Here is a 24883-nt window from a genome sequence, read left to right as displayed (position 1 = left end):
ATCCGTGACGCCTGAACGGCTCCTCTCGTTTACCATGCCTCAGCCCAGGCATTGCCGGCCGTATCTCCGCCGTAGCGGAGGCCGCACGGCAAAGCAGGCATGACGCTGAGTGGGCGGCGTTGGGCTCCGGCACGTCGCTCGTTCCACCGTTCAGTCGTCACGGATTCAGGTGTAACTAATCACATCTTCGGAAAAAAGGAACAGACTATGAAAGTCGGAATCGTCGGTTGGCGCGGTATGGTCGGTTCGGTCCTCATGCAGCGGATGCAGGAGGAAGGTGATTTCGCTACCGGTATCGAACCGGTGTTCTTCTCCACATCCCAGGCCGGGCAGCCGGCCCCCATGAACGCCGGCACCCTCAAGAGCGCCGACGATATGGCAGAGTTGAAGAAGCTCGACGTCATCCTCACCTGCCAGGGGGGCGACTACACCAAGGCGGTCCACCCGGAGTTGCGCAGGCAGGGGTGGAACGGCTACTGGATCGACGCGGCCAGCACCCTGCGTATGGAGCCGGAGGCGGTCATCGTCCTCGACCCGGTCAACCGCAACGTCATCGATAGCGCCCTGGCCAAGGGGCAGAAGGACTTCATCGGCGGCAACTGCACCGTCAGCCTGATGCTCATGGGGCTGGGGGGGCTGTTCCGGGCCGGGCTGGTGGAATGGCTCACCTCCATGACCTACCAGGCGGCTTCCGGCGCCGGCGCTCCCAACATGCGCGAACTGCTTGCCCAGAAGGGAGCCCTGCACGATTCGGTCGCGCACCTGCTCAAGGACCCCTCGTCGGCCATTCTGGAGATCGACCGGAAGGTGACCGCCACCATGCGCAGCGACGCCCTGCCCAAGAAGGAGTTCGGCTACCCCCTGGCCGGGAGCGTGCTCCCCTGGATCGACAAGGAGGTGGAGGACGGCCAGAGCCGCGAGGAGTGGAAAGGGTTTGCCGAAACCAACAAAATCCTGGGCACGACCGCGCCGATCCCGGTGGACGGCATCTGCGTGCGGGTCGGCGCCATGCGCTGCCACAGCCAGGCGTTGACCATCAAGCTGAATAAGGACGTGCCGCTGGCCGACATCGAGCAGTTGATCGCCAACGACAACCAGTGGGCCAAACTGGTGCCCAACACCAAGGCCGACACCCTGGCCCAGCTCACCCCGGCTGCGGTCTCCGGCACTCTGACGGTTCCGGTCGGCCGCGTGCGCAAGATGCGGATGGGACCCCACTACCTGCAGGCCTTTACCTGCGGCGATCAGCTCCTGTGGGGGGCGGCGGAGCCGCTGCGGCGCATGTTGCGAATCCTCGTTGAGAAGCAATGAATGAGAACGTGCCTTTTGCGCAAGCCTTGAGCAAGTCTTCGGGCAGCCTTGACCTTGCACAAAAATCACGTTTTTCAGGTAACGTCGGAGCGCCCCTTCATGGGGCGTTTTCTGTTTAACCTAAAGACGGTAGTTATTCACCACAAAGGCACAAAGAGCACAAAGGATTCACAAAGTTAGCGGCGAAAAGGTACCCACACAAAAGGAGAGTCCAGCCAATTTTGAAATTGTTGTATAACTGGCTGGAATCATTATTTGTGTAACTTTGTGTACTTTGTGTCTTTGTGGTAAACTATTCTCTCAGGTCTAAGGAACCAAATGTCTATTTCACCACAAAAACCTGAACTCCTGGCCCCGGCCGGGTCCCTGGAATCCTTCTTTGCCGCCATGGAAAAAGGTGCCGACGCGGTCTATGCCGGCATGCGCGATTTTTCCGCCCGGGCCCGGGCCAAGAACTTCACCCTGGGGCAGATGGAACGGATGCTGGCCTATGCCCATGGCCACGGCCGGCGGATCTATATCACCCTCAACACCCTGGTGAATGAGAAGGAACTGCCCCAGTTGGTGGATACCCTGGCCGCCCTGGCAGGGATGCGGGTGGACGGGGTGATCCTCCAGGACCTGGCCGTGGCCCGGCTGATCCGTCGCCACTTTCCCACCATACCGCTCCACGCCTCGACCCAGCTGACCATCCACAACACGGCCGGCGTCAAGATGCTGGAGGAGCTGGGGTTCCAGCGGGCGGTACTGGCCCGCGAACTGGCCCTGGACGAGGTGGCGGCCATTGCCGCGGCCACGCCGGTGGAGATCGAGACCTTTATCCATGGCGCCCTCTGCTTCTCCGTCTCGGGGCAGTGCTTCTTCTCCTCCTACCTGGGGGGGCACAGCGGCAACCGGGGGCGCTGCGCCCAGCCCTGCCGCCGCCTGTACAACCATCGCGGCAAAGAGGGGCATTACTTTTCCACCAGCGACCTGTCGGCCATCGACATGCTGCCGGAACTGGCCCGGGCCGGGGTGAAATCCCTCAAGATCGAGGGACGCATGAAATCGGCCGAGTACGTGGCCAGCGTGGTGGAGGCCTACCGCCTGGTGCTGGATGCGCCGGAACGGTCCCGCAAGGAGGCGCTGGGCGCCGCCAAGGAGATCCTGAAATACTCCTTCGGCCGCACCCCGACCAAGGGCTTTCTGGCCTCCCAGCAGCCGGACGATATCGCCAACCCCTGGCAGAAGGGGGGGACCGGGCGTTTCGTCGGCCAGATCAAGTCTGTCAAGGGCAACCGCCTGACCTTCGAGAGCCGGGACGCCCTGTATGTGGGGGACCGGCTGCGGGCCCAGCCCAAGAGCGATATGGCCGGCCAGGCGTGGACCGTGCGCGAGTTGTTCGTGGGGCGCAAAAAGGTGATGGAGGCCAAGGCGGGGAGCGTGGTGGAGGTGGAAACACCTTTCCGTTTCACAGCCGGGGATGCGGTCTACAAGGTCTCCTCCCGCGAGGCCTTCACCCTGAGCGAAAATGCCTGTTTGCGGCGGCTGGAGTCGGTGCAGCGGGACAAGGTGCCGTGCCGGTTGCGGGTCGCCCTGCATGACGGCGTCATGCACATCGACGCCGAGGTCGGCGGCGTGCAGTACCCGTTCCAATTCCCCCTCGGCCCGTTGGAGCCGGCCCGCAGCGGCGACATGCAGGCGGTGCTCCAGGGGCAGTTCGCCAGAACCGGCGAGACCCCCTTCCTTCTGGAAGCGCTGGAGGCCCCCGACTTTCCGGCGGTGCTGATACCGTCGGCCACCTTCAAGGAGCTACGGCGGCAGTTCTACCGGCAGCTGGACGAGGCACTTTCCACCGGGTTCCGGGAGCGGATCGCCGCGGCCCGGGCGGCGGCCCTGCGTGATGTGGCGGCGTTTCGCGCCGGTTCTCCCCATGCCGCTCCCAAGGAAACCCTGGCGGTGGTCATGGACCAGCCCAAGGAGTGGCGTTTCCCGCTGCAAAACGGCGCCGATGCCACGATCCTGCCGCTCTCCCGGGCGGCCATCCACCAGCTCCCCGGGGTTATCCCCCGCATGCGCGGCTGTGAGGAGCGCGTGATCTGGCAACTCCCCTTCATGATCTTCGACCGGGACATGCCCCTGTACCGCGATACCCTGCGCCAGTTGCACCAGACCGGATTCCGGCGCTTCGAGGCGGCGAACCTCTCCCACTTCCATCTGTTCAAGGGGCTGGCGGAGCTGCGCATCTCCACCTGGCACCGCTGTTTTTCCCTCAACAGCCAGGCCCTGGCCGCCTGGCAGGAGTTGGGGGCCGAGACCTGCACCCTCTATATCGAGGACGACGCCGCCAATCTGGCGGAGCTTCTGGCCGCAGGGATCGACGTGGAGCGGCGGGTGATCGCCTATGCGCCGCTGCCGGTCATGACCACCAAGATCCGCATCAAGGACGTGCACAGCAACATTCCGCTTCACTCGGACCGGGGAGAGGCGTATAGTGTCACCAGCCGGGACGGCCTCCAAACCATCTCCGCCGCCACACCCTATTCCCTGACCGCCCGTCACGGCGAGCTGCGCCGGGCAGGGTGCGGCTCCTATGTGATCGACCTGCGCCAGGCGTCCCGGGAGAGTTGGAACGAGATTCTGGCGGCCTTCAAGGCGGGGCGCGAGATCCCCGGCACGACGGAGTTCAACTACGCTGCGGAACTGGTGTGATTTCGATGAAAACGTTTTTCATCGTCCTTGCGCTGCTCCTGTCGGTCGGTGCCGATGCCCATGCGGGCCGCATCATCGACGGGATGGTGCGGGCGGTCTACGATGGCGATACGGTGTTGCTGGCCACGCGGGAGGATAGCCGGCTCAAGGTGCGCCTGTACGGCATCGATGCCCCTGAAACCACCAAGCCGGACAGCCCCGGGCAACCCTTCGGGGAGATCTCCCGGCGGACCCTGATGTACAAGATCATGGGCCGCCAGGTTTCCGTGGAGGTCATGGATATCGACCAGTACCACCGCACGGTGGCGGTCATCCGCTATGCCGACCGTGACATCAACCGGGACATGGTGGCTGAAGGCATGGCCTGGGCCTACCGCCAGTATCTGCAGGGGCCGTACGCCTCGGAGTATATCGGCGTGGAGGAGTTGGCCCGCGCCCGGCATAAAGGGCTCTGGCGGGACGCCAACCCGCAACCGCCCTGGGAGTTCCGTCATGCCCAGGAGGGGGGCGGCAAGCGCCGCGGCCGCCGTTAGTACCCTGAAGACCGGCCGCACAGGGCACCAGCATCGCAACGGGAGGAACACATTCGGGTGATTGATCTCCTGATCCATCTCGTACTGATCATCCTCATCCCCCCCCTGCTGCCGGGGGTGATCAACCGCACCAAGGCCGCCTTTGCGGGTCGCACCGGTGCGCCGCTGCTCCAACCCTATTACGACCTCTACCGACTGCTGCGCAAGGGCACGGTCTTCAGCCGCACCACCACCTGGGTGTTCCGGGCCGGCCCGATAGTGACCCTGGCCGCAACCCTGGCCGCCGCCCTGTTTATTCCCCTCGGCAACCACGCTCCCCCCCTCTCGTTCAACGGCGACATGATCCTGTTCGTGTACCTGCTGGCCCTGGGGCGTTTCTTCACCACGGCCGCGGCCCTGGACACCGGTTCCAGCTTCGAGGGGATGGGCGCCGCCCGCGAGGTGACCTTCTCCTGCTTGGCCGAGCCGGTGGTGCTGATCACCCTCCTCGTGCTGTCGCGCCTGTCCGGCTCGCTTTCCCTGGCCGGCATCCTGACCCATAGCTCCACCACGCTCTGGCTGGCCTCCGGCGCCTCACTGATCCTCTTAGTGGCGGGTCTGTTCATGGTCCTCCTGGCCGAGAACTGCCGCATCCCCTTCGACGACCCCACCACCCACCTGGAACTGACCATGATCCACGAGGTGCTGGTGCTGGACCACAGCGGCCCCGCCTTCGGCATGATCACCTATGGTGCGGCGCTCAAGCTCTCGATCCTTTCCGCCCTTTTTCTTCACGTGGCCCTGCCGTTGCGGAATGCCGATCCGTACCTGGACTGGCTCGTCTTCGTGATCTCCATGATCCTTCTGGCGGTTGCCATCGGCGTGGTGGAATCCTGCATGGCCCGCCTCCGGCTGACCCGCGTGCCCCAGATGCTCCTGGCGGCCTGCGTCATGGCGGCTTTTGCCATGGTCCTGGTAGTAAGGTGAGGTTATGAGTTCCTTTGCCGACCAATTACTGGTGCTGGTGCTGCTGATCAACATCCTTATCCTGGGGACCCACCGGGCCCGCGTCGCCATCCGCGCCATTGCCCTCCAGGGGGTCGTCCTAGGGATGATGCCGCTCCTGATCCACCCGGTGCAGGGGCATATCCTGTTGATCACTCTGTTTGTGGTGCTGGCAAAGGGGGTCTGCATCCCCTGGCTGCTCTTCGGCGCTCTCAGCAAGATCGAATTCAGCGAGGACCTGCCACCGTTTCTCGGTTATGCCGGCAATGTCATCGCCGGCGCCGTGGCCACCGTGATGGCGTTCGTCTTCGCCGCACGGCTCCCATTGGCCCCCCACCATCAGGAGCTGTTGACCGTGCCGGCGGCGTTGGCCACCATTCTGGCCGGGTTCATCGCCCTTGCCAGCCGCCGCAAGGCCATCAACCAGGTCATCGGCTACCTGATGCTGGAGAACGGCATCTTCATCTTCGGCCTGCTCCTGACGGAAGCCATGCCGCTGATGGTGGAGGCGGGGGCGCTCCTGGACCTGATCGCCGGCATCTTCGTCATGGGGATCATCATCAACCAGATCGGCCGTGAATTCTCATCCATCGACACCAGCCGCATGACCGCCCTGCGGGAGGAAGAGTAATGGCGCTGTTTACCCTCCTGGTCCTCATCCCGGTGGCGGGAGCCCTGATCGCCTGGCTGATCCCCTCCAACGTGAAGCGCCCTTGGGTGATGCCGGTGACGGCCTGCCTGCACCTGGCCCTCGTCGTGGCCATCGTCGCCGCCCCGCCGCTCCAGTCCCGCAACGAATGGATCGATCTGGACGCCATAGGCCTGCTGTTCCTGCTTGAGGTGTCGGCCTTGTTCGCGGCCTGCGCCTTCTATTCGGTCAGTTACCTGCACTACCGCCGGGAACGGAACAACCGGGTGCTCTGCATGGGGATGCAGGTCTGCCTCGCCGCCATGTCCCTGGCGGCGGGGGTCCACCACATGGGGCTTTTGTGGCTGGCCATCGAGACCACCACCCTCTCCATGGCCCCTCTGGTCTACTTCAACCGCAACGCCCGCTCCATCGAGGCGACCTGGAAGTACATGCTGATCTGCTCGGTCGGCATCGCCCTGGCGCTTCTGGGCATCTTCTTCCTGGCCTATTCCACGGTGGTGGCCGGACTCCCGCCGTCGCTCCTGCTGGAACCGCTCCAGGGGTATGCGCCCCGCCTGCCGGCCGGATGGCTCAATGCGGCCTTTGTCTTCCTGCTGGTGGGGTATGGGACCAAGATGGGGCTGGCGCCGCTGCACACCTGGAAACCGGATGCCTACGGCGAGGCGCCGGGGCTGGTGGGGGCCATGCTGGCCGGAGGCCTGGCCAACTGCGGTTTTATCGGGCTGATCCGCATCTACCAGATCTGCATGGCCTCGGGTGATGTGCATTTTTACCGCGCCGCGCTGCTGGGGATCGGGCTCCTGTCGCTCTTCACGGCTGCCGCCTTTCTGGTGCACCAGACCGACTTCAAGCGCATGCTGGCCTATTCCAGCGTCGAACACATGGGGCTGTTCGCCGTGGCGCTGGGCCTGGGGGGCAAAGCGCTCTACGGCGCCATGCTGCACCTGATCGGCAACGGCCTGGCCAAGGGGGTCCTCTTTCTGGCGGCCGGCAATATCCACCGGGCCTTTGCCTCCAAGAGCCGGGACAGCGCCCGCGGAGCCCTCAGGCGCGCCCCATGGAGCGGCGCCCTGTTCCTGGCCGGGTTTCTCGCCATGACCGGTTCGCCCCCCTTTCTTATCTTCTCCAGCGAATACTCCTTCTTTGTCGCCGCATTCACGCAAGGGCACCCGCTGGTGGGGGGCCTGCTGGCGGTGCTGCTGATGGTGGCCTTCCTGGGCATGGCCATGACCGTGCTGCCGGTGGTCTTCGGCGAACCTCCCAAGAACCGGGAGCGGACGAAATACCATGATGCACCCCTGCTGGTCGGCCCGCCCCTGGCGCTGCTGACGATCCTGGGCGTGGTGGGGGTCTGGCTGCCGCAGCCGCTGTACCGGCTGGTGAACGCCGCTGCGGCGCTCCTGGAGGTGGCCCGATGAGCAACGACAGCATGCTGAATATCCTGGCAAACGGTGAGAGCATCCCGGTGAAGGATGTGCCGGAGACGGCGCTGGAGGTCTTTCTCCAGGGGATCGTGGATCTTACCGGCATGGGATGGCGCATCGCCTCCTACTTCGGCGTGCCTGAACGGGAGGGGGTTGACCTGTGGTGCATCCTGGCGGGGAGCCTGGGGCGCCTGGGTGTCTTCCGCTCGTGGGTGGAAGGGCGCCTGCCCAGCATAACCCCGGTCTGCCCCGAAGCGCATCTGTTCGAACGGGAGATCGCCGAACAGTGCGGCATCCCGGTGGACGACCACCCCTGGTTCAAGCCGGTGCGTTACCAACGGTCGCTCGACCGGGCCCGGGATGCCTGGGGACGGGGAAAGGACGAGCCGATCCCGCCCGGCGTTGGGGACTTCTACCGCGTCGGCGGGGAGGAGGTCCACGAGGTTGCCGTGGGACCGGTGCATGCCGGCATCATCGAGCCGGGGCATTTCCGTTTCCAGTGCCACGGCGAGACGGTATTCCACCTGGAGATCGCCCTGGGATATCAGCACCGGGGCATCGAACGGGCGCTGGTCAATGGCCCCCAGGCCGCCTCCATGGCCCAGATGGAGACCATTGCCGGTGACACCACCATCGGCCATGCCACGGCCTATGCCATGATCCGGGAAGGGCTGGCCGGCATGGCGCCGCCTCCCCAGGCCGAGGCCATCCGGGCCGTTGCCCTGGAACTGGAGCGCTTGGCCAACCATTGCGGCGACATGGGGGCGCTGGCCGGGGATGTGGGCTTTCTGCCGACCATGTCCTTCTGCGGCAGGATCAGGGGGGATTTTCTCAACATGACCGCCCTGTTGTGCGGCAGTCGCTTCGGGCGGGGGCTGGTGCGGCCGGGCGGTACGTACTTCGGTTGCGAGCCGGGCCAGGCGGCCGAGCTGGCGCGACGTCTGGAGGAGGCGAGACGGGACTACGGCGGGGCGGTGGAGCTGCTGTGGGACTCACCCTCGGTCATGGCGCGGTTTGAAAAGACCGGCCGGGTCGGTAGCGACGATGCCCTGGCCCTCGGGCTGGTCGGACCGGCGGCACGGGCCTGCGGCATCGTGCGGGACGTGCGCCACGACCACCCATTCGGCCTCTACCGGTCGTTTCATCCGCCCGTGTGCGTAGAACCGGAGGGAGATGTCCTGGCCCGGGCCCTGGTGCGCTGGAAGGAGTCCCAGGTTTCGATGGAGTTCAGCCTTGACCGGCTCGGTTCGCTGCCGGGCGGTGACAGCATGGCGGTCTGCGGAAAGGTGGGGAAGGGGCGCCTGGCCGTGGCGCTGGTCGAGGGATGGCGTGGCGAGGTCTGTCACGTGGCCATTACCGATGGGGCGGGAAAATTCCTGCGCTACAAGGTCACGGACCCCTCGTTCCACAACTGGAGCGGCTTGGCCATGGCGCTGCGTGGCGGGCAGATATCCGATTTTCCCGTCTGCAACAAGAGCTTCAATCTCTCCTACAGCGGCTTTGATCTGTGATCACGGGTTGGGAGCGCGTGTTAAAAAGATGAGGATGCGGCAGATCAAAAAACGGGCGACCCGTCGGGATCGCCCCTACGGACATATCCGGGGCGCTGCCTGCCGTTTTTTTCACGGGTTCCGTAGGGGCGACGCCAACGGCTCGCCCAGCTGGGCAATCCCGGTGCCCCGGCCCCTTGCATCTCCCCTCGGCACGCCGCGACAGGTGCTAATACTTGGCTTCCAGCACCTTGATGTGAATCCTGCCGATGATGGTGATGATCGGCGCCATATCCTCCGGTAGGTGACCTTCCAAGAACTTCAGGTGGGTCGGATCGGCCGGCACTTGGTCATAGGTCGGATCGATGGCCACCCAGCGCCCGTTCAGCAGGCTTTCGGCCCAACTGTGGTAGAGGAAGCCCTTGCCGTCCAGGTAGATCAGCCCCGACACGAAACGGGTCGGGATGCCGGCCGCCCGGGCCAGGGCCGTGTAGAGGCGGGCATGGGTCTGGCAATTGCCGTTGCGGGATTTGAAGCTGGCAAGTGCGCCCCCCCCGTCTTCCACCGTGTCATGCAGCCAGTCGGAGGTCCATGAGGCCAGGGTCCTGGCGATCTCCAGCGGTTCCTTCTTGCCGGTTGCAAGCTCCTTGGCCTTGGCCGCGATCTCCGGCGCATCGGATTCGATCTTCTCGGCCGGTTTCAGGTAGCTATCCTGTGGAGTCGCCGGTTTGCCCTGGGCCGCCGTTTCCGGAACGGCCCCCCCGGTTTTGATGGCGATCCTGCCCTCGCCGCTCTTCTCGACCGTCTGGCCGCCATCCTGCCGAAGCGGCAGATTGTCGTTCCAGCCGCTGATTTCCACACTGAGGCCGGTCAGCTTCTTGGAATCCTTGATGGGCGGTTCGGCACGCACCAGGCTGAAATCGTAGATCAGATCCTTCTTGGCCAGGGCCAGCCCTCCCACAAACGAGCCGAGCTGCGTGGGCTCCTCGGCCCTGGTGATCACCAGCCCCTCCCGCACCGATTCCAGAAGGGTGTTCCCCTGGTCGTCCACCCAGATATCGTTGTTGACGAAGGGGTACAGGTTGTTGCGCAACTTGAGGGCCGGCTGGGAGTCGGGCGTCTTCTCCTGCCCCAGGACGCTGATTTTGACCTCCTTGACCTTGACCTCCTCGGGATCAAAGGTCAGGGTGGTGAAGGATTTGCCGGGAGAGGGGTCGCGCATCAGGGGATAGAGGTTGAGCACTGGTCCGGGATAGACCTCGCCCTTGTATTTGAGCTGTTTTTCCGTTTTCTTGCCATTGGCCACGCTGGTGATGCGCATGATGTTGCTCGCAACCTTGCCGGAGATGCGCGAGGCGCTGCCGTTGATGGCCTGCTCCACCTCGAAGGAGCGCAGGGCGAGGCCTTTGCCTACCAGATAGGTCTCGCGCATCGACGATTCCTTGGAAAAGCCCATGACCTTCATGCGCACACTGCCGTCACCCTCGATCCGGTAGCCATCGGGGGCCTCGGAGATCACCTGGCGATAGAAACCGACCCGCTCGTTGTCCACATAGATCCCGAACCAGCGTTCCGAAAGCGGCGGTTTGTCCAGTTTTTTGAACGGGGCGGCCGCGGCAGGGAATACGGCGGTCAGGGTGAAGGCCAGGGCAATGAGTACACGGAGGGCTATTTTCATGAATGCTCCTTTTTTCGAGAAGGGGTGGGGCAGATGGTGCTGTTGGGGCTGCCGATGCTGCGCCACGGGTGATGGCTGCATGTTCGCCGCAGGGAATGCAGGAAAGACGGAAGAAATTGGCATTCGGTTACAGCAGATCGGCGGGTCGTTCAAAAAAGTGGATACTTTTCCGCATTCCGGCGTTGTGCCCCGCGGCCGGCGTATGTCTGGCCGCCCGGATGCTATTCGGTAAAAAAGGGTGTTTTCTCCGCTTCCGGATGTGGCTCGGCACGCTTCAGCCGGCACTGATTCGTCGCGGTGTCGTTATCGCTGCTCTTTTCGGTCCCGGCTTGGCGCACCAACGACGATGCGTAGGCCAGCAGGTCGTCCCTGCCCGTGGCGGTCAATCTGCGGTATTCGGCAATCAGCCGTTGTTCGTCGATGGTCAGATCCATGTCCCGCTCTCCTTCTTGATCGTGTAGGGTCTGCTGCCCGGGTGCCGCAGTGGTTGGTGTGCCCTGCCGGTGACCTGAGCGCACTGGACACGAATAAAGCCTGTTCAGAGGGTGTTGGTGAGGTATTCCACCCGGTTTCTGCCGTTGGCCTTGGCCCGGTAGAGGGCGTCGTCGGCCATCTTGATGAAGTTGTCGACCGTTGCGCCTTCGGGGGTCGGCAGCGTGGCGATCCCCATGCTGACGGTGATCGCCAGGGAAGAGAGCGCCCCGTTGAACTTTGTCCCCTGGACCGCCTGGCGAACCCGCTCGGCAACGAACAGGGCCTCCTTGAGCATGGCGTCCGGCAGGAGGGCGACGAACTCCTCGCCGCCGTAGCGTGCGGCGATGTCGTAGCTGCGGAGCTCTTTCTGGAGTTGGAGCGCCACCTTGTTCAGTACGATATCGCCCTGCAGGTGGCCGTAGGTGTCGTTGACCTTTTTGAAGTGGTCGATGTCGAGGATGATCAGGGAGAGATTGCCACCCTTGCGGAGGCTGCGCTGGAACTCCTTCTCAAGGGCTTCCATCAGGTAGCGGCGGTTGAAGAGACCGGTCAGGTGGTCGGTGTTGGACAGTTCCAGGAGGAGCTCGTTGGTCCGTTTGAGGTCGTCCTGCAGGTGCTTGATCTTGAGATGGACCTTGACCCGCGCCACCAGTTCCTCGGGGTCGAAAGGCTTGGTGATGTAGTCGCTGGCACCCTGTTCGAGCCCCTTGAGCTTCAATTCACGATCGTTCATCCCGGTCAGGATGATGACCGGCACATCCTGCAGGTCGGGGCGCGCCTTGATCATATTCAAGAATTTGAAACCATCGATGCGGGGCATCTCCAGGTCGCAGAGAATGACATCCACCGGGGACGAGAGCAGCTTTTTGAAGCCCTCCAAGCCATCGTCCGCCTCGTGGTAGCGGGAGAACAGCTCATACGACTCCAGCGTGTGGATGATCCGTTCGCGAACGGTATCCGAATCGTCTATGATCAAAACGCTGTTGGACATGCGGGTATATTTACTCCAATTTACCATCAAACACAATTTCTAAAAACTGGGCCAGAATGGCCGCGGTCAAGCCCCAGATGTCGTCCCCGCGAAAGTCGTAGTGGCGCAGCATGAGGGACTCCCCCTGCCACTGGCGCGGCTCCATGCGCAGGACCGTAGGGTCGAGGAAATGGGCAACCGGCGCTTCGATGAGGCGGTCGATCTCGTCCGGATTGATGGCGTAGGGGTAGTCTCCCGGGATGACCCCCACGAGAGGGGTAACCAAATAGTGGTGGATGGAGTAGAAATCGTCCAAGGCCCCCAGGATCTCCACGTGGGAGGGATGGATGCCGACCTCCTCCCAGGTTTCGCGCAGGGCGCCCTGCTCCGGCTCCTCCTCCGGGTTGAGGGCGCCGCCGGGAAAGGAGATCTCCCCGCCGTGGTGCAACAGATGGCCGGTCCGTTTGGTGAAGAGCAGGTGGTAGTCGTTGTTGCGCAGGAAGAGCGGCAGCAGCACCGCGGCGGGTACCGGTCCCGCCTCCATGGTCCTGCGGCTGCGAGCCGCCAGGGTTGCGCGGACGCGCTCCGGCAGGTTCAGAGCAGCGTCTCCCTGGCCAGGCGCTTCATCTCAGCGATGGTGGCGGCGTAGTCCGGGCTGCCGAACACGGCGCTGCCGGCCACGAAGACATCCGCGCCGGCATGGGCGATGCGGGCGATATTGGAGGTCTTGACGCCGCCGTCCACCTCCAACTCCGCCTCGCCGCCGCGCCGGTCGAGCATGGCGCGCAGGGCCTGAATCTTGGGCAGGCACGCCTCGATGAAGCTCTGGCCGCCGAAGCCGGGGTTGACGGTCATCAACAACACCAGGTCCAGGTCGCCAAGCACGTACTCCAGGGCGTTGAGGGGTGTAGCCGGGTTGAGGGATACACCGGCCCTCTTGCCCAGGGACCGGATCAACTGCACGGTGCGGTGCAGGTGGTGGACCGCCTCGGCGTGCACCACGATGATGTCGGCACCGGCGGCGGCAAAGTCCGGGATGTAGCGGTCGGGGTTTTCGATCATCAGGTGCACGTCCAGCGGCAGGCTGGTCACCCGGCGGGCCGCCTCCACGATCAACGGGCCGATGGTGATGTTGGGGACAAAGTGGCCGTCCATGACGTCGATATGGATGTAATCGGCGCCGGCGGCCTCCAGGGCGCGGATTTCATCGCCGAGACGGGAAAAGTCGGCCGAGAGGATCGAAGGGGCGATTTTTTTCATGTGTTTGAGACCTCAGAAATATTTTGCCGTGGCAGATTGCATTTCAATGGTTATAACTTGCGCAGCCGTGCCGCGAAGAAACCGTCCATGTTGTGGCGGTGGGGCCAGGCGCGGAACATCCCCTCGGCCGTGAACAGCTCCCGATGGTCCGGGAAAAGTCCGTTCAGGTCTTCTAGCACATAATCGGGGTGGCGCGAAAGGAAATCCTGCACCACCTGTTCGTTCTCCTCCCGGGAGGTGGAACAGGTGGAATAGACGAGAATACCGCCGTTTTTCACCATGGTCGCGGCATTGGCGCACATGGCTTTCTGGGCGGCGGCCAGGCGCTGAATATCGTCCGGCGTGAGCCGCCACTTTGCCTCGGGATTGCGGCGGATGACCCCCAGGCCGGAACAGGGAGCGTCCAGGAGAACCCGGTCGAAGCCCCCGGTGGGAAAGGTCTCGGGGCGGTGCAGGTCAACGGTGGCGACGGCGAGGCAGTCGATGCCGAGCCGCTGGGCCGCCTCCCGGATCACCGGAAGCTTGGTACGGGAGATGTCCGTGGCCAGCAGTTCACCGCGGTTTGCCAGCAACTGCGCCAGGTGGGTCGCCTTGCCGCCCGGCGCGGCGCAGCAGTCCAGCACCCGCTCCCCCGGCTGCGGGGCCAGGAACAGGGCGACCATCTGGGATGCTTCGTCCTGCACGCAGAACAGGCCCTCCCGGTAGCCGGGCAGGGTGGGGATCTGGTGCCGCCCCTCCACCTGGATGCCGTGGGGGGAGTGGCAACAGGGGACGGCGGACACGCCGCTCTCGGTGAAAAGGCGCAGCAACTCGTCCCGTGTCGTCCGCAGGGTGTTGGCGCGCAGGGTCAGGGGCGGTTGCCGGGACGACGCCTCGGCCAGGGCCTCCGCTTCCGGGAAGTCGAGCTGGCCCAGCCACTGGGCCACGAGCCATTCCGGCTGGGAGTGACGGGCGGCGATGGAGGCGGCCGGGTTGGCGGCGGGATCGGGAAAGGTGAGGCCGTCCTTGCGGCGCAGGTAATTGCGCAGCACGGCGTTGATCAGGCCGCCGGCGCGGGGCACCGTCTCCCTGGCCAGGTTGACCGACTCGTTGACGGCGGCTGATTCGGGAATCCGGTCCAGGTAGGCCAGTTGGTACAGCCCCAGGCGCAGGATCGTCAGGGCCTGGGGCTGGAGCGTATCAAGGGGTTTGTCCACGAGTTGCGCCAGGATGTGGTCGAGGCTGCCCCGGCGGCGGAGTACGCCGAAGACCAGTTCCGGGAACAGTCCCCGGTCCGGGCCGATCAGGTGTCCCTTCTCCAGTTCGTGGTCGATGAGCCGGTCGGCGAAGCCCCCCTCCTTGGCAATGCGGAGCAGGACCTGGCAGGCGGCTTGGCGGGGGTTGGCGGTGCTGGGGGCCAAGGCGCTCAATAGCTGTGCGTCCGCGACATGTCCTGCAGGCGCGCCACCCGCTCAGGGATGGGGGGATGGGTGGAGAAGAGGGTCGTCAGGCCGCCGCCGGTCAGGGGGTTGACGATGAACATGTGGGCCGTGGCCGTATTGGCCTCCATGGGGATGCGCTGGTTGGCCATCTCCAGTTTTTGCAAGGCGTTGGCCAGGGAGAGCGGATTGCCGGAGATGCTGGCCCCGCCGGCATCGGCGCCGAATTCCCGCGACCGGGAGATGGCCATCTGCACCAGCATGGCGGCGATGGGGGCCAGGATGGCCATGAGGATCATGCCGAAGACGCCGCCGCCCCCCTCGTCGTCGTCGCGCCGGCCGCCGCCGAAGATGGCGGCCCATTGGGCCATGTGGGCCAGGTAGGTGATCGCCCCGGCAAAGGTGGCGGCAATGGTGGAGATGAGGATGTCCCTGTTCTTGACGTGGGCCAGTTCATGGGCCATGACCCCGGCCAGTTCATCGTCCCCCAGGATGCGCATGATGCCGGTGGTTGCAGCCACGGCGGCGTGCTCCGGATTACGGCCGGTGGCAAAGGCGTTGGGGGTTTCGGAATCGATCAGGTACACCTTGGGCATGGGCAGGTTGGCCCGCTGGGCCAGGCGGCGCACGATCCCGTAAAAGCGCGGGTCACCCGCCTCCTCGATCTGGCGGGCGCCGTACATGGAGAGGACTACCTTGTCCGAGAACCAGTAGGAAAAGAAGTTCATGCCGGCGGCCAGCAGAAAGGCCATGGTCATGCCCCCCCTGCCACCAATGGCGGCCCCGATGGTCACCAGGAGGACGGTCAGGAGTCCCATGAGCAGTGTTGTCTTCAGCATATTCATCAGAGTACCTCGCAACGTTCAAAATAAGCAGAACAGATCTGTCCCCATCATCATAAACATTGCCGCCGAAAAGCGCAAGGGGAGGGCGGGCGTTGAGGGCCTAACCGGCTAAATAAACTTGACAAGTGGGTCGTGGCGATGCTATTTAACTCGATCACATTTTGAGACTATTGGAGGAAACAATGGAACGTACATTCGCCATCATCAAGCCGGACGCCGTCGAGCGCAAGCTGGCCGGAAAGATTCTGGACAGGATCGAGGCCAACGGCTTCGCCATTCGCGGCATGAAGAAGATCAAGATGACCAGGGAGCAGGCCGAAGGTTTCTACTACGTGCACAAAGAACGCCCCTTCTTCAACGACCTGTGCGCCTTCATGTCCCGCAGCCCGGTGATCGTGCTCTGCCTGGAGAAGGACAACGCCATCGCCGATTGGCGCACCCTGATGGGCGCCACCAACCCGGCCAACGCCGAGGCGGGCACCATCCGCAAGGATTTCGCCATCAACATCGAGGAAAACTCGGCCCACGGTTCCGATGCCCCCGAAACGGCCGCCTTCGAGATCCCCTACTTTTTCAACGCATTCGAGCTGGTGTAATACCTTTTTTCTGAGATCGACCGGAAAAGGCCCTTCGTTTGGAGGGCCTTTTCTTTTTGTGAATCGTGAATGGTGAATAAAAACACAGACCTTCACGATTCACCATTCACGCCTCTCCCCGACGATCCGCCGCGCCTCGGCCAGCGGGTCGCCCGCCCCGTCCACCCAGTGGATGGTCACCCCGTTCTTCTCCATCCTGCGGAACCAGGTTTCCTGGCGCTTGGCAAAGTCGTGGATGGCGCTGTTCAGTTTCTGGAACAGGTCGTTTCGCGTCAGTTCTCCTCGCAGAAAGGCGCCCACGAAGCGGTATTCCAACCCGTAGTAGCTGAGCCGCTCCCAGGTGATCCCCTGGTTGTGGAGTCCTTGCACCTCCTCGATCATGCCGTTGTCCAGCCTCTGTCGCAGGCGTTCCGTAATCCTTCGCCGCAATTCGGACCGCTCCCAGCGGATGCCGATCACCAGGGGGCGGACAGGGGGAAACGGCTCCGTTTCGGTTGGCCGGTTCTGCTCGTGGCGGGCGATCTCGATGGCGCGGATGGTGCGCTGCCGGTCCGCCAGGTCGGTGCTGTTGTGCTGCTCCGGCCGCAGTTCCCGCAGCATGGCCGCCAGTTCGGCATCGCTTCTGGTGCCCAGTTCCGTTCGCAGAGCCGGGTCCTCGGGCACCTCCACCAACCGGTAGCCGCGCAGGGCCGCGTCCAGGTACATGCCGGTGCCGCCGCACAAAAGCGGCAGGCGGCCGCGGGCCGTGATCGACTCGAACGCCTCGATAAAGAGGCGCTGGAAGGCGAAGACGCTGAACTCCTCGCCGGCATCCAGGATGTCGATCAGGTGGCAGGGGATCGCGCCGTACTCGTGCAGGTCCTTGCCGGAGCCGATATCCATGCCGCGGAATACCTGGCGCGAATCGGCCGAGATGATCTCGCCATTCATTTCCCCCGCCAGGGCCACGGCCAGGCGGGTCTTGCCCGAGGCGGTGGGGCCGAGGATGGTGAGGAGGTTGAAGGGAGGTTGTTGAAAAACAGCCATCAGGCCTTCATCCTCGAACGCCCTTTCGTGCGGCGTAGCGCTGCTACGCCTCCTCGGGGCATTCTGCGGGTGCGACGATCCGGCTATTTTTGAACAACCTGGGTTTTTCGAAAGGTTGCCGGGAAAAGGGGCGTCAGTCATTGGGTGGGTCCTCCCCGTGCAGCCCGGCGAATACCGTTGCGGCGATGGTGGGGTTCATCCCCGCCACCGCGGCGATCTCCGCCACGCTCGCCTCCTTGAGCCGCTGCATGCTGCCGAACTGCTTGAGCAGGGCGGTGCGCCGCTTGGCGCCGATGCCGGGGATCTGTTCGACGCCCGAGGCGAGCCCCTCCTTGCCGCGCAGGGTACGGTGGTAGCCGATGGCAAAGCGGTGCGCCTCGTCGCGGATGGCCGCCAGGAGCAGCAGCGGAGCCGAGTTCTGGCGCAGCACCACCGGGTTTTTGCGTCCCGGCAGGAAGACCCGCTCGTCGCTCTTGCTGATGGTGGCCGATTCCGCGTCCCGGGCGGTGCGGCTCTTGGCCAGGGATACCAGGTCGAAGCGCCCGGTCAGCCCCAGGCCGGCGACGATCTCCTGGGCCGCGTTCAACTGGCCGATGCCGCCATCCACCACCACCAGGTCCGGGAGCCCCGCCTCTGCCACCTTCTCTTCGCGGAAGCGGCGGGAAAAGACCTCGGCCAGCATGGCGAAATCGTCCTGCCCCAGCACGTCGCGGATGCGGTAGCGGCGGTAATGGGCCTTGTCCGGCCTGGCGTCGGTGAAGGCGACGCCGCTCCCCACGGAGTGGCGTCCCTGGATGGTGGAGATGTCGTAACACTCGATCCGGTGGGGGAGGCGCGCCAGGTGCAGGCGTTGCCGCAACTCCTCCAGCACCGCCTCGGCCGACGCGGCGGCCTCGTCCCGTTCGCGCAGGGCGGCCGCGGCATTCTTGCCGGCCAGTTCCACCAACTCCCGTTTGAGGCCCCGCTGGGGATAGGCGATGGCGACCTTTTTCCCCTTGGTCTCACCCAGCAGTTCGGCCAGCGTCCCGGCCTCCTCGATCGCCAGCGGCAGCAGGATCTCTTCGGGGATGAACGTTTCGCCGCCATAGAACTGGTGCAGGAACGAGGATAAACCCTCGGCATCGTCCAACTCCCAGGTCAGGCTGAACAGGCGACTGCCGCTCAGCAGCCCGCCCCGGATGAACAGGAGCGCCACCTCCAGCCGGGTCCCGTCGCGGAAATACCCCACCACGTCGCTGTCCCCGCCCCCCCGTACGACCACCTTCTGCTTTTCCACGGTGACCTCGATGGAGCGCAACAGGTTGCGCCAGCGGGCCGCCTCCTCGTAACGCAGCGCCTCGGCGGCCTCGGCCATGCGCCGCTTGAATTCCGCCACCAGCTGTTTGCCCTTCCCCTCCAGGAACAGGGCGGCCCCCTCCACGAGGGCGGCATAGTCGGCCACGGAGATCAAGCCGTGGCAGGGGGCGCTGCACTGGCCGATCTGATGATAGAGGCAGGGGCGCTTGCGGGCCATGCAGGTCTTGAGCGGGTAATGGCGCAGCGGAAACATGCGGGTGATCTGGCGCAGCACCTCCCGCGCCGACGAGGCCGATGCATAGGGGCCGAAATAGCGGGCGCCGTCGCGGGGCACCTTGCGCACGATACTGAAGCGGGGGAATTCCTCCCGCGGGTCGAGGCGCAGGGAGAAGTAGGTCTTGTCGTCCTTCAGGTCCAGGTTGTAGCGGGGGTGGTGCTGCTTGATGAGGGTGTTCTCCAGGAGCAGCGCCTCTTTCTCGGTGTCGGTGAGCATCACCTCGATGTCGGCTACCTTGGCCACCAGAAACCTGACGTGGTAGCGACCGTCGCCGGTTGCGCCGAAATAGGTGCGCACCCGTTGGCGCAGGTTGCGGGCCTTGCCGATATAGATGATCACACCCTTCCCGTCGCGCATCAGGTACACGCCGGGCGAGGTGGGCAGCTGCCGTATTTTGTCCTCAAGGCTCATGCGGCAATAGTACCGGCTTATGCCCGGAATGAAAAGCCCCTCGTTTGACGAACTGTATGCATAAATATTATGCATACAGCCTATTAAATAGGCATTTGGTGAGGGGGTGTGTGTAGGCGAGTACAATTATTACAGCATGTTACGATGTGAAACGGCATGGTCGCTATTTTGCATGCGCCACACAGTTTGCCCAACGGCGGGCATATTTCACGAATACCAATGGGGGTAGTCGAGCATGGAGACCATGTCAACGGTGACTGGCTTGAAGAGTAGCGGCGATGTACTTTTTCTGATGTTGGGGGCGGTGATGGTCTTTGCCATGCATGCCGGGTTTGCCTTCCTTGAGGTGGGCTCGGTGCGCAAAAAGAACCAGGTCAACGCCTTTGTCAAGATTCTCACCGACTGGTCGGTTTCCACGATCGTCTATTTCGTGATCGGTTTTCCGATCGCCTACGGCATCTCCTTTCTGAAACCGGCCGAAGAGTTGCTGGGCAAGACCCAGGGGTACGACCTGGTGCATTACTTCTTTTTGCTCTGTTTCGCCGCCTGCATCCCGGCCATCATCTCCGGCGGCATTGCCGAACGGGCCAAGTTCTGGCCCCAGGTCTTCGCCGGCGCGGTCTTCGCCGGGCTTTCCTACCCGCTGTTCGAATCGCTCATCTGGGGCAAAAACAGTTCCCTGCTGCAAGGGATTTTTAAGGGCATCGGCGGTGCCGAGTTCCATGATTACGCCGGATCGGTGGTGGTGCACTCCATCGGGGGCTGGATCGCCCTGCCTGCCGTACTCGTTCTCGGGCCGCGCATGGGGCGTTACATTCAGGGCAAGTCCCATCCGCTGCCGATCAGCAATATTCCCTTTCTGGCTCTGGGCTCCTGGATACTGGCGGTGGGGTGGTTCGGCTTCAACGTCATGAGCGCCGGCAACCTGGAGAAGATCTCCGGCCTGGTGGCGGTCAATTCCCTGATGGCCATGGTGGGCGGCGTGCTGGCGGCCCTGGTGGCGGGCAAAAACGACCCCGGCTTCGTGCACAACGGCGCCCTGGCCGGCCTGATCGCCGTCTGTGCCGGCAGCGACATCATGCACCCCCTGGCTGCCTTTGTGGTGGGATGTGTCGCTTCGGTCATCTTTGTGTACGGTTTTCACTACGAGCAGGAGGTACTGAAGATCGACGACGTCCTGGGGGTCTGGCCGCTGCACGGCGTGATCGGCTCGTGGGGCGGCATCGCCGCCGGCATCTTCGGGCAAAAGGCCTTGGGCGGCATGGGTGGGGTGACCTTTGTCTCCCAGCTTGCCGGCAGCCTTTCGGCCATCGTCTTTGCCCTGGTCAGCGGCTTTGTGGTCTACGGCATCCTCGGCAAGACCGTGGGTATCCGCCTCAGTCAGGAACAGGAGTATGCCGGGGCCGACCTGTCCATCCATAGTATCGGCGCCTACCCGGAGGACCATGTCCGGTGATCGCCGGAACGCGCTCGGCTTTCCCGCACGGGGCCGTCTAACACATGGAAATAACCTTTTCTTTCGTTGACAAGGCCACGGAGAGATGCTATCTAAAAAGCATTTTACCTGACATTTCGCAGCTCTCCGTGCGCCTTAGCGCCGCGTCCTGGCCAAGAAGAGGTTACTTGCCGTGATTTCAATGAAATTTTGCCGCAATATTCTGTTTCGGTTTTTCCTCGTAGTGGCAATAATTTCAACGCTCATTGTCCCTCCCGGATTCTGTCAGGAAACTGAAGACTCCCAGATCTTCATGTCGGGCTTCAACGCCTACCAGCAGAAAAACTACCCCGCCGCCATCAAGAGGATGAACGAGGTGCTGCAAAAGTACCCCGACTCTCCCCTGCGTGACATGGCCATATTCTGGCTCTCCCGCTCCTACTACAAGAACGGCAATCTTCAGGACGCCGCCCGCAACATGTCCCGGTTCGCTAAGGAATATCCCGATAACCCCCTCAGGGCGACCGTGGAGGATGAGCTCCTGGCCTTGACGGCCCGCTATGACAAGGGTGAAACGATAGCGGCCGGCGAGGCGCCTGCAAAACAGGCCCAGGCACCGCAGGTGAAGCCGGTAGTTGCCCCGCCGGTCCGACAGCAGGCCGAGCAGGAACAACCGGCGCAAGTGCAGGCCGCCAAGGCCGAGCTTGCCAAGCAGCAGACTGAAAAGGAACGCATCGCCAAACAGCAGGCGGATCAGGAACGCCAGGCCGCCGAGAAGGCGGAGCAGGAGCGGCTGGCACAAGAGCAGGCCGCCAAGGCCGGGCTTGCCAAGCAGCAGGCAGAACAGGAACGTCTCGCCAAACAGCAGGCGGATCAGGAACGCCAGGCCGCCGAGAAGGTGGAGCAGGAGCGGCTGGCAAAAGAACAGGCTGCCAAGGCCGAGCTTGCCAAGCAGCAGGCAGAACAGCAACGTCTCGCCAAGCTGAAGGCCGAGCAGGAGCGCCTGACCGCCGAGAAGGCGGAGCAGGAGCGGCTGGCAAAAGAGCAGGCTGCCAAGGCCGAGATTGCCAAGCAGCAGGCTGAACAGGAACGTCTCGCCAAGCTGAAGGTCGAACAGGAACGCCTGGTAGCCGAGAAGGCCGAGCAGGAACGTTTGGCCAAGGAACAGGCTGCCAAGGCCGAGCTTGCCAAACAGCAGGCCGGGATGGAACGTCTTGCGAAGCAGAAGGCCGACCAGGAACGCATGGCGATCGAAAAGGCCGAAGAGGAAAAACTGGCGCAGGAAAAGAATGTTCAGGCACAGGCTGTCCAGGAAAAACAGGTAGCCGAACAGGCTGAAATAATGCGCCTTGCCCGTGAAAAGGCCGAGCAGAAACGCCAGGCGATTCTCAAGGCCGAGGAAGAGAGCAAAACCGCCGAGCAGGCTGCCCAGCAGCGTCAGGCGGCGGTACAGGCCGAGCGTGAACGGTTGGCGGTGAAGAAGGCCGGGGAAGAGCGGGCCGCTGCCGAGGCGGGTGCGGCGCAGCAGCAGGCGGCGGCCAGAGCGGAAGAGCAGCGCCAAACCCAGACTCGCCAGGCAGAGGAAAAGGCACGTGCCGAAAAGGCGCTGCTGCGTGAAAAGGCCATAGCCCAGTACAAATCAATCATCGAGACCTATCCCGGCAGCAGCGCGGCCGTCACGGCAGCGGCCAAGCTGAAAGGTTTGGGGGTCGCGGTCGCTCTGCCGCCCCAGGCTGCTGCGGTTGAGCGCCAGGAAAACGCGCAGGTCCTGAAATTTGAAGTGGGGCAGTACGTCGGTTTCGAATTCAACCTCTTGGCCCAACCCAAGGCATACGAGGTAGCTCACCGGGCCAGTATACCGTTCGAGGTCATCAACCGGGGCAACGGCAGCGATTCCTTTGTGCTGGAATCGGCCTTCCCGGCTGAATTCAAGGCCGAGTTCGCCGCAGCCGGCGCCCCCGAAAAGGGTATCAGGGAAACGCCGAAACTGGCTCCGGGCGAGGTGTTCCGGGGTGTGGTGAGTTTCGAGATCCCCGCCGCCAGTATCGACGGCTTGAAGATCACGCATCCCGTCAAGGCAGCCTCTACCCTCATGGCCGAGGCGAGCCAGTCGCGCGAGGTCGCCATGACCGCCTCGGCCCCGCTTCTGCGGGCCGTGCTGAAGGCCGACAAGACGCACCTCCTGCCGGGCGGACAGGTCGTCTACCGTATCGTCGTCCTCAACATCGGGACCATGGCCGCCAAGGACGTCACTCTCAATCTGAACTATCCCCCGCAGCTTGAGCCGCTCGATTATTCCGCCACCGGATTCAAACAGGGGATGAAGTCCGTGATGGTCACCGACGGGCTGCAGATCAAGTCCGGGGAAAGCAGGGAGTTCAGCGTCGCCTTCCGTTTGAAGGACGATTCCCTGGCCGGTCAGGAATTGATCACCCGTGCCGAGTTGGTGAACAACCCGCTCCAGACCACGGCGGTGTTCGTCTCCAATCTGGCCTCCGTCGATCCGCAGCACGGCATCAAGGTCCACACCGCTTCCGAGCGGCTGGTGGTCATCCCGGGCCAGACCACGACGATTCCGTTCGTGGTGGCCAATACCGGCAACGTGAGCGAGAAATACCGGATTACCTCGAATCTGAAGTCGGCCCCGGACATGGTCATCTACCACGACATCAACCGCGACGGCATCCGCCAGGCGAACGAACCGGCCATCACCGAGATCGGCCCGCTGGCGCCCAAGGAAGAGGCCGCCATCATTGTGGAGGTCAAGACCCCGCGGAGCATCGGCGACGGGACGGAAGACAGCGTGCAACTCACCTTCACCCCCGAAGGGGATGCGGCCCGCCCGGCCGTGGCCTCCGCCCGCCTGTTCTACTCGCGTCCGGTGCTGAAGCTGGCTATCGCAGCCCGGGACGGCCGGCTCAAGCCGGGAGAGGTGGCGTCCTTCGACCTGGTCATCACCAATGGCGGCTCCAATCTGGCCCGGATCGTGGAACTCCAGAGCAGCTGGCCCGAGCAGCTTGAACTGGTCGGCGCCGATCCCGCCAACAGTTCCGCCGCTAACGGGAATATCCTCTGGAAGTTCAAGGAACTGGGCGCCGGAGAGAAGAAGGCCATCAAGGTCTCGTTCAGGGTCAAGCACGGCATCGGGGTCGGCACGAATATTCAGGTCAAGAACATCATGACCTATGAAGATCAACTTGGGAACAGGTACTGATATGGCGCGACGCCCCTGGAGAACTGCCGCAGCAGCGCTGATTTTTTCACTTGCCGTCGTACCGGCGTGGGGTGAACAGCAGTACCTCTATACGCCCAAGCCGGTTGGCCCGGAGGAACAGGGGCAGGGAAAGGACGGCATCCTGGTCCGCGAGGTGCCGGTGGAGAAGGGGGATACGCTCTCCGGCATTTCCCGCAGGTTCAGCGGCCATGGTTCCTACTATCCCCAGATACTGCTCTTCAACGATGTGAAAAACCCGAACCTCATCTACGCCGGTTCGACCCTCAGGGTCCCGGTGAGCGCGGGGCAGGCGGCAGCTGCAGAGCCTTCCGGGGCACAGCCGGTCCCCGCGGCCCGGAAAAAGAGCGTCCGGCATGCCGGGAAAAAGGCGCCGCGCGCTGTTCAGCCCCCGTCCGCCGCAGTGCCTGCCAAGCGCAAGCAACAGTCGGCAACCGGCAAGGCCCCTGGCGACCACTCCATGGAGCTTTCCCCCAGCGACCTGAAACGGTTGGACAGCGGCCGGGAGAAGAAGGCTGAGGTACGGAAAAAGGCCGCGCCCGAGGCGCGTAAGCGTGGTGTGGAAGGGCGGCAGAAGGCCAAACAGCCGGTTGGCGAGGAGCGGGTTATCACAAACGCCCCGGCGGCATCTGTCCCGGCGGCAACGGGCGAGGACGCCGGTCAGAAGCTGTTTGCCCAAGCGGTCAAGGCCTACCGCCAGGACGACTTTCGCGGGGCCCTGGAACTGTTCGACCGCTTCCTGGCAAAGAACCCCGACTCACCCCTGGCGGCCGATGCCAGCCTCTACAAGGCGGAGTGTTATCTGAAGCTCTCCAGCCAGTAGCAGCGTCACTCATGGAACAATACAAAACCGCCGTCGGCTCCCTTGCCGGCGGCGGTT

The 24883-nt window shown here is 63.7% G+C and carries 20 protein-coding genes; 11 read left to right on the top strand and 9 right to left on the bottom strand.

The window, feature by feature from the left end; all coding sequences use genetic code 11:
* Positions 1-207: 207 nt before the first annotated feature.
* The 7 genes from asd (at position 208) to ET418_RS08710 (ending at position 9106) form a co-directional block, all read left to right on the top strand.
* On the top strand, positions 208-1311 hold the full coding sequence (gene asd, locus ET418_RS08740) for an aspartate-semialdehyde dehydrogenase (protein WP_149307208.1): 1104 nt from the start codon (positions 208-210) through the stop codon (positions 1309-1311).
* Between the two features lie 318 nt (positions 1312-1629).
* Positions 1630-4002, top strand: a complete 2373-nt coding sequence (locus ET418_RS08735) for a peptidase U32 family protein (protein ID WP_149307207.1) — start codon at positions 1630-1632, stop codon at positions 4000-4002.
* Positions 4003-4007: 5 nt separating this feature from the next.
* Positions 4008-4535, top strand: coding sequence for a thermonuclease family protein (locus tag ET418_RS08730; protein ID WP_149307206.1), 528 nt, complete (start codon positions 4008-4010; stop codon positions 4533-4535).
* Positions 4536-4592: 57 nt separating this feature from the next.
* On the top strand, positions 4593-5501 hold the full coding sequence (locus ET418_RS08725) for a respiratory chain complex I subunit 1 family protein (protein ID WP_149307205.1): 909 nt from the start codon (positions 4593-4595) through the stop codon (positions 5499-5501).
* 4 nt (positions 5502-5505) lie between these two features.
* Positions 5506-6150 (top strand): hydrogenase, encoded by a 645-nt coding sequence (locus ET418_RS08720; protein WP_149307204.1) that lies wholly within the window; start codon positions 5506-5508, stop codon positions 6148-6150.
* Between the two features lie 5 nt (positions 6151-6155).
* A complete protein-coding gene (locus ET418_RS08715) occupies positions 6156-7589 on the top strand; it encodes a proton-conducting transporter transmembrane domain-containing protein (RefSeq protein ID WP_149307270.1) in 1434 nt (477 codons plus the stop codon).
* Entirely contained in the window at positions 7586-9106 is a 1521-nt protein-coding gene (locus ET418_RS08710; protein WP_149307203.1) for a hydrogenase large subunit, read from the top strand. Before ET418_RS08715 ends, ET418_RS08710 begins: the two co-directional genes overlap by 4 nt.
* Before the next feature lie 208 nt (positions 9107-9314).
* Here the strand turns inward: ET418_RS08710 and ET418_RS08705 are convergent, their stop codons facing one another.
* From ET418_RS08705 to htpX, 7 genes are all read right to left on the bottom strand, one after another.
* Positions 9315-10763 (bottom strand): transglutaminase-like domain-containing protein, encoded by a 1449-nt coding sequence (locus ET418_RS08705; RefSeq protein ID WP_188055434.1) that lies wholly within the window; start codon positions 10761-10763, stop codon positions 9315-9317.
* A 221-nt stretch (positions 10764-10984) separates the two neighbouring features.
* On the bottom strand, positions 10985-11197 hold the full coding sequence (locus ET418_RS08700; RefSeq protein ID WP_149307201.1) for a hypothetical protein: 213 nt from the start codon (positions 11195-11197) through the stop codon (positions 10985-10987).
* A gap of 104 nt (positions 11198-11301) precedes the next feature.
* Positions 11302-12228: a diguanylate cyclase gene (locus tag ET418_RS08695; protein WP_149307200.1), complete on the bottom strand. Its 927-nt coding sequence runs from the start codon at positions 12226-12228 to the stop codon at positions 11302-11304.
* A gap of 10 nt (positions 12229-12238) precedes the next feature.
* Positions 12239-12751, bottom strand: a complete 513-nt coding sequence (locus tag ET418_RS08690; protein ID WP_149307199.1) for an NUDIX hydrolase — start codon at positions 12749-12751, stop codon at positions 12239-12241.
* Between the two features lie 50 nt (positions 12752-12801).
* Positions 12802-13467: a ribulose-phosphate 3-epimerase gene (rpe, locus tag ET418_RS08685; RefSeq protein ID WP_149307198.1), complete on the bottom strand. Its 666-nt coding sequence runs from the start codon at positions 13465-13467 to the stop codon at positions 12802-12804.
* Between the two features lie 50 nt (positions 13468-13517).
* The gene (gene rsmB / locus ET418_RS08680; protein ID WP_338045079.1) at positions 13518-14876 is read right to left on the bottom strand and encodes a 16S rRNA (cytosine(967)-C(5))-methyltransferase RsmB; all 1359 of its coding nucleotides are present in this window, start codon (positions 14874-14876) and stop codon (positions 13518-13520) included.
* The gene (gene htpX, locus ET418_RS08675; protein ID WP_149307197.1) at positions 14873-15730 is read right to left on the bottom strand and encodes a zinc metalloprotease HtpX; all 858 of its coding nucleotides are present in this window, start codon (positions 15728-15730) and stop codon (positions 14873-14875) included. Before htpX ends, rsmB begins: the two co-directional genes overlap by 4 nt.
* Positions 15731-15912: 182 nt before the next feature.
* On the opposite strand from htpX, the gene ndk reads away from it, so the two are divergent.
* The gene (ndk, locus tag ET418_RS08670; RefSeq protein WP_149307196.1) at positions 15913-16326 is read left to right on the top strand and encodes a nucleoside-diphosphate kinase; all 414 of its coding nucleotides are present in this window, start codon (positions 15913-15915) and stop codon (positions 16324-16326) included.
* Between the two features lie 99 nt (positions 16327-16425).
* On the opposite strand, the gene miaA is transcribed toward ndk, so the two are convergent.
* Both miaA and uvrC read right to left on the bottom strand, forming a co-directional pair.
* Positions 16426-17352, bottom strand: a complete 927-nt coding sequence (gene miaA, locus ET418_RS08665; RefSeq protein WP_149307195.1) for a tRNA (adenosine(37)-N6)-dimethylallyltransferase MiaA — start codon at positions 17350-17352, stop codon at positions 16426-16428.
* A 133-nt stretch (positions 17353-17485) separates the two neighbouring features.
* Positions 17486-19336 (bottom strand): excinuclease ABC subunit UvrC, encoded by a 1851-nt coding sequence (uvrC, locus tag ET418_RS08660; RefSeq protein ID WP_149307194.1) that lies wholly within the window; start codon positions 19334-19336, stop codon positions 17486-17488.
* A gap of 235 nt (positions 19337-19571) precedes the next feature.
* On the opposite strand from uvrC, the gene ET418_RS08655 reads away from it, so the two are divergent.
* The 3 genes from ET418_RS08655 (at position 19572) to ET418_RS08645 (ending at position 24826) form a co-directional block, all read left to right on the top strand.
* Positions 19572-20792, top strand: a complete 1221-nt coding sequence (locus ET418_RS08655) for an ammonium transporter (protein ID WP_149307193.1) — start codon at positions 19572-19574, stop codon at positions 20790-20792.
* Positions 20793-21015: 223 nt separating this feature from the next.
* Complete coding sequence (locus ET418_RS08650) at positions 21016-23985, top strand: tetratricopeptide repeat protein (protein ID WP_246152998.1); 2970 nt, start codon at positions 21016-21018, stop codon at positions 23983-23985.
* 1 nt (position 23986) lies between these two features.
* Entirely contained in the window at positions 23987-24826 is an 840-nt protein-coding gene (locus ET418_RS08645; protein ID WP_188055431.1) for a LysM peptidoglycan-binding domain-containing protein, read from the top strand.
* The last annotated feature ends 57 nt before the right edge of the window (positions 24827-24883 follow it).

The sequence above is a fragment of the Oryzomonas rubra genome (assembly GCF_008369015.1).
In the GTDB taxonomy this organism is placed as follows: domain Bacteria; phylum Desulfobacterota; class Desulfuromonadia; order Geobacterales; family Pseudopelobacteraceae; genus Oryzomonas; species Oryzomonas japonica.
The sequence above is the reverse complement of the archived record's forward strand: the minus strand, read 5'-3'. Positions and strand labels throughout refer to the sequence as shown.

What these genes read in the sequence shown, in the direction of transcription:
- asd (WP_149307208.1), top strand. Translation starts at nt 208, where the DNA reads ATGAAAGTCGGAATCGTCGGTTGGCGCGGTATGGTCGGTTCGGTCCTC.
- ET418_RS08735 (WP_149307207.1), top strand. Translation starts at nt 1,630, where the DNA reads ATGTCTATTTCACCACAAAAACCTGAACTCCTGGCCCCGGCCGGGTCC.
- ET418_RS08730 (WP_149307206.1), top strand. Translation starts at nt 4,008, where the DNA reads ATGAAAACGTTTTTCATCGTCCTTGCGCTGCTCCTGTCGGTCGGTGCC.
- ET418_RS08720 (WP_149307204.1), top strand. Translation starts at nt 5,506, where the DNA reads ATGAGTTCCTTTGCCGACCAATTACTGGTGCTGGTGCTGCTGATCAAC.
- ET418_RS08710 (WP_149307203.1), top strand. Translation starts at nt 7,586, where the DNA reads ATGAGCAACGACAGCATGCTGAATATCCTGGCAAACGGTGAGAGCATC.
- ET418_RS08705 (WP_188055434.1), bottom strand. Translation starts at nt 10,763, where the DNA reads ATGAAAATAGCCCTCCGTGTACTCATTGCCCTGGCCTTCACCCTGACC.
- ET418_RS08700 (WP_149307201.1), bottom strand. Translation starts at nt 11,197, where the DNA reads ATGGATCTGACCATCGACGAACAACGGCTGATTGCCGAATACCGCAGA.
- ET418_RS08695 (WP_149307200.1), bottom strand. Translation starts at nt 12,228, where the DNA reads ATGTCCAACAGCGTTTTGATCATAGACGATTCGGATACCGTTCGCGAA.
- ET418_RS08690 (WP_149307199.1), bottom strand. Translation starts at nt 12,751, where the DNA reads ATGGAGGCGGGACCGGTACCCGCCGCGGTGCTGCTGCCGCTCTTCCTG.
- rpe (WP_149307198.1), bottom strand. Translation starts at nt 13,467, where the DNA reads ATGAAAAAAATCGCCCCTTCGATCCTCTCGGCCGACTTTTCCCGTCTC.
- htpX (WP_149307197.1), bottom strand. Translation starts at nt 15,730, where the DNA reads ATGAATATGCTGAAGACAACACTGCTCATGGGACTCCTGACCGTCCTC.
- ndk (WP_149307196.1), top strand. Translation starts at nt 15,913, where the DNA reads ATGGAACGTACATTCGCCATCATCAAGCCGGACGCCGTCGAGCGCAAG.
- miaA (WP_149307195.1), bottom strand. Translation starts at nt 17,352, where the DNA reads ATGGCTGTTTTTCAACAACCTCCCTTCAACCTCCTCACCATCCTCGGC.
- uvrC (WP_149307194.1), bottom strand. Translation starts at nt 19,336, where the DNA reads ATGAGCCTTGAGGACAAAATACGGCAGCTGCCCACCTCGCCCGGCGTG.
- ET418_RS08655 (WP_149307193.1), top strand. Translation starts at nt 19,572, where the DNA reads ATGGAGACCATGTCAACGGTGACTGGCTTGAAGAGTAGCGGCGATGTA.
- ET418_RS08645 (WP_188055431.1), top strand. Translation starts at nt 23,987, where the DNA reads ATGGCGCGACGCCCCTGGAGAACTGCCGCAGCAGCGCTGATTTTTTCA.